We start from the raw sequence: 12,893 nt of genomic DNA, 5'->3' as shown, positions 1-12,893 counted from the left end.
GGCCGCATGGCGGGGCGTTCGTGCGCTGGGGCTGGCGCTGGCGGGCTTTTTCATGGGCGCTCAGGCGCTGGCGCAAAGCCCGCAGCCCTACGCTGGCCCGCTGTTTGACGCCCACCTGCACTACAACGACGAAGCCTGCGTGCACGACGCACCGGCGCCCGGTTGCCCGCACCCGCTGGCCGATGTGCTCGCGCGCATGCAGGCCAGCGGCGTGCGCGGTGTGCTGGCCAATTCCCGGCCCAACGACGGTACCAAGGCCCTGGCCACCGCGCAGGACCAGACCCGCGCTGCGGGCGTGACCGTGGTGCCGTTTGTGCGCCTGTACCGCCACCGCGCCGACTACAACAACTGGTTCCGTGACGACACCATCGTGGACCTGGTGCAGGCCGAACTGGCCCAAGGCACGCCCGCCGGCCCCTACCGTGGCCTGGGTGAATTTCATTTGTACGACAGCGTCAACGCCAACGGCCCGGTGGCCCAAAAGCTCATGGCGCTGGCCGACGAAAAAGGCCTTGCCATCCTGGCCCACGTGGATGACGTGGCAATTGACCTGTTAATGGCGAACACGCCGTCCAAGGGTCAGAACATGCGTTTGATTTGGGCCCACACCGGCATTGGCGGCACCCCGGTTGAACGGGTGGATGCACTCATGGCCCGCTACCCGCTGCTCATGGGCGAACTGTCTTACCGCCCCGGCCTCACCTGCGAGGGCGGACAGCTGTGCCCCGAGTGGCGTGCCCTCATGCTCAAGTACCCCGACCGTTTCATGATCGGTTCCGACACCTGGGTCAACCAGCGCTGGCTGTACTACGGCGATCTGATGCAGGGCTGCCGCACCTGGCTCGGCGGCTTGCCACCGGCCGTGGCCCGGCGCATTGCCTGGGACAATGGGGCGCGCCTGTTTGGCGTGGCCACGCCAAAAAATTGAACATGATCCAACTGCATTACTACCCCAGCACCGCCAGCATGGTGCCGCACATCTTGCTGGAAGAGCTGGGCGTGCCCTATGAGCGTGTGCTGGTGGACCGCACCCAGGACGCACAGAAAACCACGGCTTACCTGAAGCTCAATCCCAACGGCTTGATCCCGGTGCTGACCGACGGTGAGCTGGTGTTGTACGAGACGGCCGCCATTGCCCTGCACCTGTGCGACACGCACCCCGCCAGCGGCCTGGCGCCCGCGCTGGGCACGCACGAGCGCGCCCATTTTTACAAATGGCTGATGTGGCTGACCAACACGCTGCAGAGCACGCTCATGGTGTATTTCTATCCCGAGCGCTGGGTGAATGCCGGCAATGTGGCGGGTGCGGCCGAGGTGAAGCACCATGCTGAAATCCGCGTCAACAACCTGCTCAAACAGCTCGACGCCGAGTTCGTGCGCCATGGCGGCCCCTGGTTCATGGGCCAGGCCTACACCGCGCTCGACGCCTATGTGTTCACCCTGTGCCGCTGGACCCGCGGTTTTGCCAGCGCGCCAGCACGTGACAAACGCTACCTGGGACCCTACCTGCAGCGCATGCTGGAACGCCCGGCGGTACAGCGTGTGCTGGTCAACGAGGGCCTGAGCGCCCCGTTCGTCTGAAACGGCGTTACCGCCCCGAATGCGCGATGTAGCGCTTGCGCCAGAAGACGACGCTCAAGACCACCGCCGTCAGGCTCATGGTGCCCATGGCCCACCAGAAACCCGACTTCTGGTGCAGCAGCGGAATGAACTCGAAGTTCATGCCGAAAATCCCGGCGATCAGGTTCAGCGGCAGAAAGATGGCGGTCAGCGCCGTGAGGGTGCGCATGGTGTCGTTGGTGCGGTTGCTCTGGGCTGAAAAGTGCATCTGGATCGCGACCTCGGCATTCTGTTCGAGTTGCCGCACGTGGTGCACCACGCGCTGGATGTGTTCCAGCAGGTCCCGGCTCCGTACCCGCAGCAGTTCCAGCCCGCGGTGGCCGCCAAAGTGGTCGGTGCCCTGCTCGACAACCTCCCATTCCGCCAGTGCCTCGATCCAGTCCAGGATGGCCGAGCGCTGGTCTTCGCAGATCTCGTCCAGGTGGTGCAAGGCAATGCGCGCTTCCAGCAGCGCCCCCCAGTTGTTGAACCGGGCCTTGGGGTGCAGCAGCTCGGACTGCCAGTGGTCCAGCTGGCGCGTGAGCTCACGGCGCAGCGCCAGGTAGCCGTCCACCAGGTGGTTGACGATGCGCAGCATCAGGTCGGCCGGACTGGCCGGTATCTGCGCTCCACTGACGCGCACATCCGTTGCGCCAGACGACATCAGCCGCGAAGCGTAGTGCGCCAGCGTGGTGCAACCCGCCGGGTGCACGGTGAGCAACACGCGGTCGAACAGCGCGAAGCCCACTGGGCTGGTATCGATACGGCGCAGTACCGGAGGCCCGCCCTTTTTGGGCCGCTGAGCCGGTGCCGGGGTGATGTCTTGGGGGGTCTCGCCATGTCCCGCCGCCAGGCGGCGGAAGACCAGGATGTCGTATTGCGAGGTGTAGTCGAAGTGCGAGGGCAGGTGCTGGTTGAGCAGGTCAGAGACGTGCAGGTCCACGATCGACACGCCGCACAGGTGGCGCAGGCTGGCCTGGATCGTGGCCTGCTGTTGCTCGAACTCGCTTCTCTCGCAGGCAATCCAGACATAGCCCCGCTCGGGCAAGGCGGCGGGCGCTGCCGAGCTTTCGCTCACGCCACCGGGCAGGATGCTGAAAACGCGCATGGCGTCTGGCAAATGAAGGGGTTCAGCCGCGCAGCAGCCGCGCGGCGTCGCGTGCAAAGTAGGTCAGCACGCCGTCAGCGCCCGCCCGCTTGAAGGCCAGCAGGCTTTCCATCATCACCGCGTCGTGGTCCAGCCAGCCGTTGAGGGCAGCGGCCTTGAGCATCGCGTACTCCCCACTCACCTGGTAGGCGAACGTGGGCACGGCGAATTCGTCTTTCACCCGGCGCACGATGTCCAGGTACGGCATGCCGGGCTTGACCATCACCATGTCGGCGCCCTCGGCCAGGTCCAGCGCCACCTCGCGCAGCGCTTCGTCGCTGTTGCCCGGGTCCATCTGGTAGACCTTCTTGTCGGCCTTGCCCAGGTTGGCCGCCGAGCCCACCGCGTCGCGAAACGGGCCATAAAAGGCGCTGGCGTATTTGGCGCTGTACGCCATGATGCGCGTGTGTACCAGGCCACGCGCCTCTAGCCCCTGGCGAATGGCACCAATGCGCCCGTCCATCATGTCGCTGGGCGCGACCATGTCCACGCCCGCTTCGGCCTGGGTCACGGCCTGTTTCACCAGAATCTCCACCGTGGGGTCGTTCAGGATGTAGTTGTGCTCGTCCAGCAGGCCGTCTTGACCATGGCTGGTGTAGGGGTCCAGCGCCACATCGGTCATCACGCCCAGTTGGGGAAAACGGCGTTTCAACTCGCGCACCACGCGCGGCACCAAGCCATCGGGGTTCAGCGCTTCCTGTCCGTCGGGCGTCTTGAGCGACTGGTCGATCACCGGGAACAGCGCCAAGACCGGAATGCCCAGCGCCACGCAGTCTTCGGCCACTGGCAGCAGCAGGTCCAGGCTCAGGCGCTCCACGCCGGGCATGGAGCCCACCGCTTCACGGCGGTTCTCGCCGTCCAGCACAAACACGGGGTATATCAGGTCGGCCGGGCTGAGCCGGTGTTCGCGCACCAGATCGCGGGTGAAGGCGTCGCGGCGCAGGCGGCGTGGGCGGTACAGGGGGTAGGGGGCAGGTGCGTGCATGTTCGGTATTGTGTCAAAGTGCCATCGTTGGCATTTTCTCGACGGGAGGTCGGTTGTCAGCGCTGGCCGTTGATTGAAAAACGCAAAAGATTGTGGTGAACTGTGCGGTAGTAAGAAAATACTGCGAGTGTCGGGCGGGTCAAGGTCCGCTGGAGGTGGTATTTTCAGCAGCCGACTGACGGAAAACCGCGCTTGGGTGTCGTGCCAGCACTTTGCTACGCAAGGCTGTGCAAGTATCTTGTCTGTCTGCTGCCTCAACTGTCTACATATTTCTCTCGTCATGCTGCAAACCAAAAAAAGCAACGCGAACCCATCCGCGTCAGTCAAGCCCGGGGGAGGTGCTGAGCCCGATGGATGGTCGCTGGACGATCATTGGCCCGAATTGCTGGCGGGCCTGGCCGATCAGATCACCGAAGGCGTCAGTACCCTGCAAAGCAGCATCGACCAATTGTTGATCAAAGGCCGCATCACCAAGGCTGAGCACCGCGCGCTCAGCATACCGGCCGAGCGCATCAAGCTTGGCGGTATCAGCGCCCAGCAAATCAACCGCTTTTACGGTGGCCGCATTCGGCAGTCGCACGAAAAAGTGGACATGGCGGAACTGGTTGAAGGCGTGCTGCAGGAGCGAAAAAAAGAGCTCGGTGTGCTGGGCATAGCGCTGCGCCGCAAGCTCAAGCCGGTGGAGGTGCTGATCGATCCCACGGTGGCCCACACGTTTGTCAACGCCGTTCTCGACTGGGGCTTGCCTTTTGGCAGCCGGGTCGACGTGCGAATGGACCTCAATGCTTGGCCGCAGCATGCCCGCTTTCAGGTGCGTGTATCCAACGACGGCGTGCCGCCGTCGAGCAGCACCACGTCGGACAACCTGAGCTGGATGCTGATCCGTCAGATCGCCCTGGCGGCCGGCGGCATTGAAATCGACCGTGAACTTAACGAAGAGGGCGTGAGTTTCACGGCGCTGTTCAACCGCACCGTGCAAGCCGTGGACGGCATTTCGGCGGTGGACTTGTCGGATGAGCACTCGTCGATGTTCAAGTCGCTTTCCGGGACCTATGTGCTCACTGTCTCGCCCAATTTGCAAATTCGCGCCGACGTGCGCGATGCCTTGCGCGAGATTGGCATCATGTCCGACAGCGTGGTCGACTTCGGTCAGGCCCGTGAGGCGCTCAAAGGCCGCATGCCCAACCTGATCGTGATCGACTCCGAAATCAAGGACGATGAGTTCGAAGCCTTTCGCCGCGATTTGCTGCGCGAGGTGTTTGAGTTTCCGTTTGTCGAAATTTCGCCGGACGACAGTTCATTTGACATGTCAGGCTTTGGCGAGTTTTCGATGGCGAAAGTGGGCCGAGGCAACATCCGCGAGGCTTTGGGCACTGCGGTCATGTTCGAACTGGCCAAGATGATGTAAGGCTTTCACCGATTGGCCTGTCAGCGTTTTTCTCGGTTTTGTCAAATTTGACAGGGGTTCGGCGATGTCAGGAAAATATTGGTGTACCATTTCACCCGAGTGAGCCGAAAGGTAAGCTCCCCGCTTTTCCTCCCTGAGCGGGTGCCTTAGTGTGTGACAGCAAAAAGGCTTCCTAACCCGGCCCTGTGGGCCGGGTTTTTTTTCGCCACCGTTTTCAACGCTGTTGCCAAGCAGCGGGTGGTGCGCGGGGTGCGCGGGGTGCGCGGCTACACTGCCACCATGCTCTGGGTCAAATCCTTCCACATCGTGTTCATCGCCAGCTGGTTTGCTGGTCTTTTTTACCTGCCGCGCATCTTTGTCAATCTGGCCATGGTGCCGCCCGAAAGCGTGGCCGAGCGGCAGCGCCTGCTGCTCATGGCGCGCAAGCTGATGCGTTTCACCACCTTGCTGGCCGTGCCGGCGTTGGCGCTGGGCTTGTGGATGTGGCTTCCTGCGCCAGTCGGCTGGGGCTTTGGCTGGGGGCCTGGCAACGGCTGGATGCACGCCAAGCTGGCCGTGGTGGTCCTGATCCTCGGTTACCACCATGCCTGCGGCGTCATGCTGCGCAAGTTTGAGAGCGGCAGCAACCGGCGCAGCCACGTGTGGTACCGCTGGTTCAACGAAGCGCCCGTGATCATGCTCGTGGTGGTGGTGGTGCTGGTGGTGGTCAAGCCTTTTTGAGGCTCGGCATATGGTGCAGGTCGTTGACCGGTTGACGCAGCCCTGGGGTGCCCGGGCTGTATCGGACCTGCTTGCCGGCACCCGTCAACTGCACCCTTCTGCGGCCCCATCGGATCGGCCCAGCGGCCGTCGCTAGATTGAATACCCGCTCATCTGCCTGGCCGCTGGCCCTGCTGTTTGCGGGGTTGGTGGTGTACGCCAGCTTCTACCCTTTCACGGGCTGGCGTTTTCAGGGCGTTGCCCCGCTGGCGTTTTTGCACGCTCCGCTGCCCCAATACTGGACGGGCTTTGACGTGGGGGCCAACCTTGTTGGGTATGCACCGCTCGGCTTTTTGTTGGCGCTTGCGCTGTTGCGCTCCGGGTGGTCACGCGCGGCCTGGCCGCTGGCGGTGTGTCTGTCGGCCTTGCTCTCTCTTGCCATCGAGGCGCTGCAAAATTACCTGCCCATGCGCGTGCCTTCCAATGTGGACTTCGCCCTCAATGCCACAGGTGCTGTGGCGGGCGCGAGCACCGCGTGGGTGCTGGAGCGGCTGGGAGGCTTGCGCCGCTGGAGCCAGTTTCGTGCCGACTGGTTCGACCCCGGCGCCCATGGCGGGCTGGTTTTGCTGGCCTTGTGGCCGTTTGCTTTGCTGTACCCCGTGTCGGTGCCCTTCGGCCTGGGCCAGGTGGCGGAACGCCTGGAAGCCGGGTTGCGACGCCTGTTGGCAGAAACCCCTTTTCTGGAATGGTTGCCCCTGCGTGCCCAGCAACCCTTGCCTTTGAGCCCGCTGGCCGAGGCTTTTTGTGTCGCCTTGTGTCTGCTGGCGCCCTTGCTGATGGGGTACGCCGACCTGCGTTCGGTGCTGCGCCGTTTGATCTTTGCGTGGCTCTTGTTTCTCTGCGCTGCGGCAACAGCATCCTTGTCCTCGGCGCTGACTTACGGCCCAACGCATGCCTGGTCCTGGATCAGTCCGCCCGCGGGCATGGGGTTGGTCTTGGCCATGCTGGGGGCCATGGCGCTGCTGGCTTTGCCGCGCAGGGTTTGCACGGTGGCCATGTTGCTGAGCCTGGCGGTGTCCTTGAGCCTGCTGAACCGGGCGCCGGCCAGTCCGTATTTCGCGCAGTCGCTGGAAGTATGGGAGCAAGGCCGGTTCATTCGGTTTCATGGGCTCTCTCAATGGCTGGGCTGGCTGTGGCCGTTTGCCGCCCTGGTTTTTGGCGTGCGTGCGGTGCTTCGCCAGCCCGCCGCGCGGTGAGCGCACACTAAAATCAGCGCCATGCCTGAAAACAAGTCTTATTACGAGCGCCACATTTTCTTCTGCCTGAACCAGCGTGAGGGCAGCGAAGCGTGTTGTGCCCAACACAAGGCGCAGGCGGCGTTTGACCGTTGCAAGTCGCAGGCCAAAGCACAGGGCCTGCTGGGCCCGGGCAAGGTGCGGGTCAACAAGGCCGGGTGTCTGGACCGCTGTGCAGGCGGTCCCATTGCCGTGGTCTACCCGGAGGCGGTTTGGTACAGCTACGTCGACGAGAGCGACATCGACGAGATCGTGCAATCGCATCTGCGCGATGGCGTGGTGGTGCAGCGTCTGGTGACGCCGTCCGACGTCGGCCGCTGATCCCATTCTTCTTTGCGCAGCCCCAGCAGACGCGGGCTTTTGCGCTCTTTCCCCGGAGTTGGCATCATGAATGCTCAGACCGAATACCTGCTGCAGGACGGCCCAGCCGGTCGGCTGGAGATTGCCATTGACCGACCCGCCGATGCCGCTTTAGGCGTGGCGGTGATCGCTCACCCCCATCCCCTGCACGGCGGCACCTTGTCCAACAAAGTGGTGCAGACTTTGGCACGCGCTTGCGTGATGGCTGGCTGGACCGCTGTGCGGTTCAATTTCCGAGGGGTGGGGCGCAGCGAGGGAGTCTATGACGAGGGACGGGGTGAGCTGGACGATCTGCTCGCCGTGGTTGCCGAGCAGGCTCCCGAGGGGCCGTTGTGCCTGGCGGGGTTTTCGTTTGGGGCTTTTGTGACCAGCCACGCCGCCGCGCGGGTGCAGAGCACGCGCGACCTGCAGCGCCTGGTGCTGGTCGGTACCGCGGCCAGCCGTTTCTCGGTGGCCGAGGTCGCTGCGGAACTCCATGGCCGCACACTGGTCATTCATGGCGAGCAGGACGATACCGTGCCGCTCGCGTCTGTATTGGACTGGGCTAGGCCCCAGGTGCTGCCGGTGCTGGTGGTGCCCGGTGGCGGTCATTTCTTCCACGGGCAGCTGCCGTTGCTGCGCGATCTGGTGCTGCGCCACCTGCGCGCCTGATGCTGGCTAGTCCGTTCACTTTCTTTTTTTTCTTCATCCAAGGACAGCGTTTTGTTGCGTCGATTGTTTCTCCGTGTGTTGTTCCTATCTTTGTCAGCGCTGGCGGTTTTTCCGGCAGCCGCCCAGTTGTCGCAGCCACCCGAGGTTGCTGCCAAAGCCTACTTGCTGCTCGATCTCACGTCGGGCCAGGTGCTGGCGGCCAAAGACCCCGACCAGCCGGTTGAGCCGGCCTCTCTCACCAAGCTGATGTCCGCTTACCTGGTGTTTGATGCGCTCAAGGCCGGCAAGATCAGCTTGACCCAAACCTTTCCCGTGAGCGAGCGGGCCTGGAAAATGCCCGGCTCGCGCATGTTCATTGACCCCAAGATGCAGGTGCCGGTGGAAGACCTCATCAAGGGCATGATCGTGCAGTCGGGCAACGACGCCACCGTGGCGCTGGCCGAGGGCGTGGGAGGTTCCGTCGAACGCTTCGTCCAGATGATGAACGAGCAAGCCAAAGCGCTGGGCATGTCCAGCAGCAGCTTCAAAAACCCCGAAGGCCTGACCGTTGCCGGCCACACCACCACGGCGCGGGACCTGGCCACGCTGGCCACCCGTCTCATGCGCGATTTTCCCGACTACGTGCCCTACTACGCCATCCAGCGCTACCGCTACCCGGGTACGCCGGCCGCCAACGACACCAACCGCAACCTGTTGCTGTTTCGCGACCCCAGCGTCGACGGGTTGAAAACGGGCCACACCAACGCGGCTGGCTACTGCCTGGTGGCGACCGCCCGGCGGCAGGTGCCAGCGCTCGGCACAGGTGCTCAGGGCCAGCGCCGTTTGCTCAGCGTGTTGCTGGGCGCTTCCAGTGAAAACGCACGCGCAGCCGAAAGCCAAAAGTTGCTGAACTGGGGTTACACCGCCTTCGATGCGGTGCGTCTGTTCCCTGCGGGAGCGCCCGTGGCCACGCCGCGGGTCTGGAAAGGCAAGGCTCCCCTGGTGAAGCTGGGTCAGCCTGACGGCGTGGTGGTTTCGGTGCCTGCCGGTGAAGGTGGGCGTCTGAAAACCGAGATTGTGCGGCCCGATCCTCTGGTGGCGCCGCTCTTGCAGGGGCAATCCGTGGGCACGTTGCGCGTCAGCCTGGCCAGCGGTGCGCTGGTCACCGAAAGGCCACTCACCGTGCTCGAAACGGTGGAAGAAAGTGGCGTGATCGGCCGCGCCTGGGATGCTTTGCGCCTTTGGATCCAGTGAGTCGCGGGGAGGCTGCGACGCCAGCTTTCGGCAGAAGCACCACTCAAGCGGCCAGCTTGAGGTGCGCCAAGTTCATTTGATTTGCCAGAAAATTGAGCCCGTGCTACAGTCGAGGGCTTTTCGGAATCTTCCGGGAAGTATCCGTTTTTGCTTTTTTCTAAACGTTTAGGGACGTTTCATGCCAACTATCAATCAACTCGTGCGCCACGGCCGGGAGGTCGAAAAGACCAAATCCAAGAGCCCGGCCATGGAAAACTCTCCGCAGCGTCGCGGTGTGTGCACCCGTGTGTACACCACGACCCCAAAGAAGCCCAACTCCGCTCTGCGTAAAGTCGCCAAAGTGCGTCTGACCAACGGTTTTGAGGTCATCTCCTACATCGGCGGCGAAGGCCACAACCTCCAGGAACACAGCGTCGTGCTGGTTCGTGGTGGTCGTGTCAAGGACTTGCCCGGTGTGCGTTACCACATCGTGCGTGGTTCGCTCGACTTGCAAGGCGTGAAAGACCGCAAGCAGTCGCGCTCCAAGTACGGTGCGAAGAAGCCCAAGGCCAAATAAGCCCTGCTTCGTCCGGATATCCAGTTGCTGTTTCCCGCGTGGCGCGGTGATTCAGCGTTGTGACCCGAAGCGCGGAATGTTCCGTGTGGGTCGAGTAAGTGAGGGTTCCACTGACCCTCGCGGTGTTTGAAAAGACGCCAACTGAAGTTTTATGAGGTGAAATAATGCCACGTCGTCGCGAAGTCCCTAAACGTGAAATCCTGCCGGATCCCAAGTTCGGCAACGTCGAGCTCTCCAAATTCATGAACGTGATCATGGAGGGCGGCAAAAAAGCTGTCGCCGAGCGCATCATTTACGGTGCCTTGGAGCAGATCGAAAAGAAGACCGGTAAAGACCCGGTCGAAATCTTCTCGAACGCCATCAACAACGTCAAGCCCATGGTGGAAGTCAAGTCCCGCCGCGTGGGTGGTGCCAACTACCAGGTGCCCGTTGAAGTGCGCCCTGTCCGTCGCCTGGCGTTGTCCATGCGCTGGATCAAGGAAGCCGCGCGCAAGCGCAGCGAGAAGTCCATGGCCATGCGCCTGGCCAATGAGCTGGTCGAGGCCACCGAAGGCCGTGGTGGCGCCATGAAGAAGCGTGACGAAGTGCACCGCATGGCCGAAGCCAACAAGGCTTTCAGCCACTTCCGCTTCTAAGACCCGTTCCCATCGTCAGTTCAAGCGAGCCCGCGGACCCCAATAAAGGGTGGCGGGCTTGCCTTATTCAGGAGTATTTTCATGGCACGAGTTACGCCACTGGAGCGGTACCGCAATATCGGTATTTCCGCCCACATTGACGCCGGCAAGACCACCACCACCGAGCGCATTCTTTTCTATACCGGCGTGAGCCACAAGATTGGTGAAGTGCACGACGGCGCCGCCACCATGGACTGGATGGAGCAGGAGCAAGAGCGTGGTATCACCATCACGTCCGCTGCCACCACCTGTTTTTGGAAGGGCATGGATGGCGCCTTCCCTGAGCACCGCTTCAACATCATCGACACCCCCGGCCACGTGGACTTCACCATTGAGGTGGAGCGTTCCATGCGCGTGCTGGACGGTGCTTGCATGGTGTATTGCGCTGTGGGCGGTGTGCAGCCCCAGTCCGAAACCGTTTGGCGCCAGGCCAACAAATACAAAGTGCCACGCCTGGCTTTTGTGAACAAGATGGACCGTACCGGCGCCAACTTCTTCAAGGTCGTTGACCAGATGAAGACGCGCCTGAAGGCGAACCCTGTGCCGATCGTGATCCCAATTGGTGCTGAAGAGCATTTCACGGGTGTGGTCGATCTGCGCAAGATGAAAGCCATCATCTGGGACGAAGCCTCCCAGGGTATGAAGTTCACTTTCACCGACATCCCGGCCGAGTTGCTGGAGTTGGCGCAAGAGTGGCGCGAGAAAATGGTGGAAGCTGCTGCCGAGTCCAGCGAAGAGCTGATGGACAAGTACCTCGGTGGCGAAGCGCTGACCGAAGAAGAGATCACCGCCGGCCTGCGTACGCGCACCCTGGCTTGTGAAATCCAGCCCATGCTGTGCGGTACCGCGTTCAAGAACAAGGGTGTTCAGCGCATGCTTGACGCTGTTATTGAGCTGCTGCCTTCGCCGGTGGACATTGAGGACGTCAAGGGCACCGACGACGACGAAGCGCCAACGACCCGCAAGGCCGATGACGAAGAAAAGCTGTCCGCACTGGCATTCAAGCTGATGACCGATCCGTTCGTGGGTCAGCTGACGTTTGTGCGCGTGTACTCTGGCGTCATCAAAAAAGGCGACACCGTTTACAACGCGGTCAAGGGCAAGAAAGAGCGCATTGGCCGTATCGTTCAGATGCACGCCAACAACCGCCTGGAAGTCGAAGAAATTCGCGCCGGTGACATTGCCGCTTGCGTGGGCTTGAAGGACGTGACCACCGGTGAAACCCTGTGCGATCCATCCGCCATCATCATGCTGGAACGCATGGTGTTCCCGGAGCCTGTGATTGCCCAGGCTGTCGAGCCCAAGACCAAGGCCGACCAGGAAAAAATGGGCATCGCTCTGGGCCGTCTGGCCGCAGAAGATCCATCGTTTCGCGTTCGTACCGACGAAGAGTCGGGTCAGACCATCATCGCCGGCATGGGCGAGTTGCACCTGGACATCATTGTTGACCGTATGCGCCGCGAATTCGGTGTCGAGGCCAACGTCGGTAAGCCACAAGTGGCCTACCGCGAAACCATCCGCGGCACCATCGAAGATGCCGAAGGCAAGTTCGTGCGCCAGTCCGGTGGTAAGGGTCAGTACGGTCACGTGGTGCTCAAGATCGAGCCGCAAGAGCCGGGCAAAGGCTTCGAGTTCGTCGACGCCATCAAGGGTGGTGTGGTTCCGCGCGAGTACATTCCTGCGGTCGAAAAGGGCGTGATCGAAGCGCTGGGCCAAGGCGTGCTGGCGGGTTACCCCGTCGTGGACGTGAAGGTCACGCTGCACTTCGGTTCGTACCACGACGTGGACTCCAACGAACTCGCCTTCAAGATGGCTGCCATCTTCGGTTTCAAGGAAGGCTGCCGCAAGGCCCAGCCCGTCATCCTGGAACCCATGATGGCCGTGGAAGTTGAGACGCCAGAAGACTACGCCGGTACCGTGATGGGTGACCTCTCCAGCCGCCGCGGCATGGTGCAGGGTATGGACGACATGGTGGGTGGCGGCAAGGCCATCAAGGCCGAAGTGCCCCTGTCCGAAATGTTCGGTTACTCCACCTCGCTGCGCTCGGCCACACAAGGTCGCGCTAGCTACACCATGGAATTCAAGCACTACTCGGAAGCTCCTCGCAACGTGGCCGAAGCCATCGTTGCATCGCGCGCCAAGTAACCAGCCGCTTGAAAGGGCTCAACCCGAGGCATCAACTGCCTCGGGTGGGTCAAGAATCAAAGCCGGTCTGCGATCACGCGCCGCCCTGTCCCCGTGCGGGGCGAACCAGCAGTGTGATGCAGACCTAAAACCAGTGACACG

General features: G+C 62.3%; 13 protein-coding genes. 11 read left to right on the top strand and 2 right to left on the bottom strand.

All coding sequences use genetic code 11. From position 1 onward, the window contains the following. The first annotated feature begins 52 nt into the window (after nt 1-52). A complete protein-coding gene (locus tag AC4QBL_RS16295) occupies nt 53-928 on the top strand; it encodes an amidohydrolase (protein ID WP_472908277.1) in 876 nt (291 codons plus the stop codon). 2 nt (nt 929-930) lie between these two features. After that, nucleotides 931-1,581 (top strand): glutathione S-transferase family protein, encoded by a 651-nt coding sequence (locus AC4QBL_RS16290; RefSeq protein WP_472908272.1) that lies wholly within the window; start codon nt 931-933, stop codon nt 1,579-1,581. A 7-nt stretch (nt 1,582-1,588) separates the two neighbouring features. On the opposite strand, the gene AC4QBL_RS16285 is transcribed toward AC4QBL_RS16290, so the two are convergent. Continuing rightward, on the bottom strand, nt 1,589-2,707 hold the full coding sequence (locus tag AC4QBL_RS16285) for a magnesium transporter CorA family protein (RefSeq protein WP_472900118.1): 1,119 nt from the start codon (nt 2,705-2,707) through the stop codon (nt 1,589-1,591). Nucleotides 2,708-2,729: 22 nt separating this feature from the next. Next, a complete protein-coding gene (hemB, locus tag AC4QBL_RS16280; RefSeq protein ID WP_472908273.1) occupies nt 2,730-3,731 on the bottom strand; it encodes a porphobilinogen synthase in 1,002 nt (333 codons plus the stop codon). A gap of 280 nt (nt 3,732-4,011) precedes the next feature. On the opposite strand from hemB, the gene AC4QBL_RS16275 reads away from it, so the two are divergent. The 9 genes from AC4QBL_RS16275 to fusA all read left to right on the top strand — a co-directional run bounded on the left by AC4QBL_RS16275 (nt 4,012) and on the right by fusA (nt 12,752). Next, entirely contained in the window at nt 4,012-5,139 is a 1,128-nt protein-coding gene (locus tag AC4QBL_RS16275; protein WP_472908274.1) for a response regulator, read from the top strand. Between the two features lie 279 nt (nt 5,140-5,418). After that, nucleotides 5,419-5,859 carry a CopD family protein gene (locus AC4QBL_RS16270; RefSeq protein ID WP_472908275.1) on the top strand — a complete coding sequence of 147 codons (441 nt, stop codon included), beginning with the start codon at nt 5,419-5,421 and terminating at the stop codon, nt 5,857-5,859. 137 nt (nt 5,860-5,996) lie between these two features. Beyond that, complete coding sequence (locus AC4QBL_RS16265; RefSeq protein ID WP_472900122.1) at nt 5,997-7,094, top strand: VanZ family protein; 1,098 nt, start codon at nt 5,997-5,999, stop codon at nt 7,092-7,094. 21 nt (nt 7,095-7,115) lie between these two features. Next, on the top strand, nt 7,116-7,454 hold the full coding sequence (locus AC4QBL_RS16260) for a (2Fe-2S) ferredoxin domain-containing protein (RefSeq protein ID WP_472900123.1): 339 nt from the start codon (nt 7,116-7,118) through the stop codon (nt 7,452-7,454). 66 nt (nt 7,455-7,520) lie between these two features. Continuing rightward, nucleotides 7,521-8,144 (top strand): alpha/beta hydrolase, encoded by a 624-nt coding sequence (locus AC4QBL_RS16255; RefSeq protein WP_472900124.1) that lies wholly within the window; start codon nt 7,521-7,523, stop codon nt 8,142-8,144. Nucleotides 8,145-8,198: 54 nt separating this feature from the next. Continuing rightward, nucleotides 8,199-9,377 carry a D-alanyl-D-alanine carboxypeptidase family protein gene (locus tag AC4QBL_RS16250; RefSeq protein ID WP_472908278.1) on the top strand — a complete coding sequence of 393 codons (1,179 nt, stop codon included), beginning with the start codon at nt 8,199-8,201 and terminating at the stop codon, nt 9,375-9,377. 178 nt (nt 9,378-9,555) lie between these two features. Beyond that, on the top strand, nt 9,556-9,933 hold the full coding sequence (rpsL, locus tag AC4QBL_RS16245) for a 30S ribosomal protein S12 (RefSeq protein WP_056266875.1): 378 nt from the start codon (nt 9,556-9,558) through the stop codon (nt 9,931-9,933). Between the two features lie 164 nt (nt 9,934-10,097). Continuing rightward, the gene (gene rpsG / locus AC4QBL_RS16240) at nt 10,098-10,568 is read left to right on the top strand and encodes a 30S ribosomal protein S7 (RefSeq protein ID WP_439112201.1); all 471 of its coding nucleotides are present in this window, start codon (nt 10,098-10,100) and stop codon (nt 10,566-10,568) included. 81 nt (nt 10,569-10,649) lie between these two features. Next, entirely contained in the window at nt 10,650-12,752 is a 2,103-nt protein-coding gene (fusA, locus tag AC4QBL_RS16235; protein ID WP_472900125.1) for an elongation factor G, read from the top strand. Nucleotides 12,753-12,893: the final 141 nt, after the last annotated feature.

The sequence above is a fragment of the Hydrogenophaga sp. L99 genome (assembly GCF_058731905.1).
The sequence above is the reverse complement of the archived record's forward strand: the minus strand, read 5'-3'. Positions and strand labels throughout refer to the sequence as shown.

Bases quoted from the DNA above. Each gene is read 5' to 3' on its own strand.
- AC4QBL_RS16295 (WP_472908277.1), top strand. From the start codon at position 53: ATGGGCGCTCAGGCGCTGGCGCAAAGCCCGCAGCCCTACGCTGGCCCG.
- AC4QBL_RS16290 (WP_472908272.1), top strand. From the start codon at position 931: ATGATCCAACTGCATTACTACCCCAGCACCGCCAGCATGGTGCCGCAC.
- AC4QBL_RS16285 (WP_472900118.1), bottom strand. From the start codon at position 2,707: ATGCGCGTTTTCAGCATCCTGCCCGGTGGCGTGAGCGAAAGCTCGGCA.
- hemB (WP_472908273.1), bottom strand. From the start codon at position 3,731: ATGCACGCACCTGCCCCCTACCCCCTGTACCGCCCACGCCGCCTGCGC.
- AC4QBL_RS16275 (WP_472908274.1), top strand. From the start codon at position 4,012: ATGCTGCAAACCAAAAAAAGCAACGCGAACCCATCCGCGTCAGTCAAG.
- AC4QBL_RS16270 (WP_472908275.1), top strand. From the start codon at position 5,419: ATGCTCTGGGTCAAATCCTTCCACATCGTGTTCATCGCCAGCTGGTTT.
- AC4QBL_RS16260 (WP_472900123.1), top strand. From the start codon at position 7,116: ATGCCTGAAAACAAGTCTTATTACGAGCGCCACATTTTCTTCTGCCTG.
- AC4QBL_RS16255 (WP_472900124.1), top strand. From the start codon at position 7,521: ATGAATGCTCAGACCGAATACCTGCTGCAGGACGGCCCAGCCGGTCGG.
- rpsL (WP_056266875.1), top strand. From the start codon at position 9,556: ATGCCAACTATCAATCAACTCGTGCGCCACGGCCGGGAGGTCGAAAAG.
- rpsG (WP_439112201.1), top strand. From the start codon at position 10,098: ATGCCACGTCGTCGCGAAGTCCCTAAACGTGAAATCCTGCCGGATCCC.
- fusA (WP_472900125.1), top strand. From the start codon at position 10,650: ATGGCACGAGTTACGCCACTGGAGCGGTACCGCAATATCGGTATTTCC.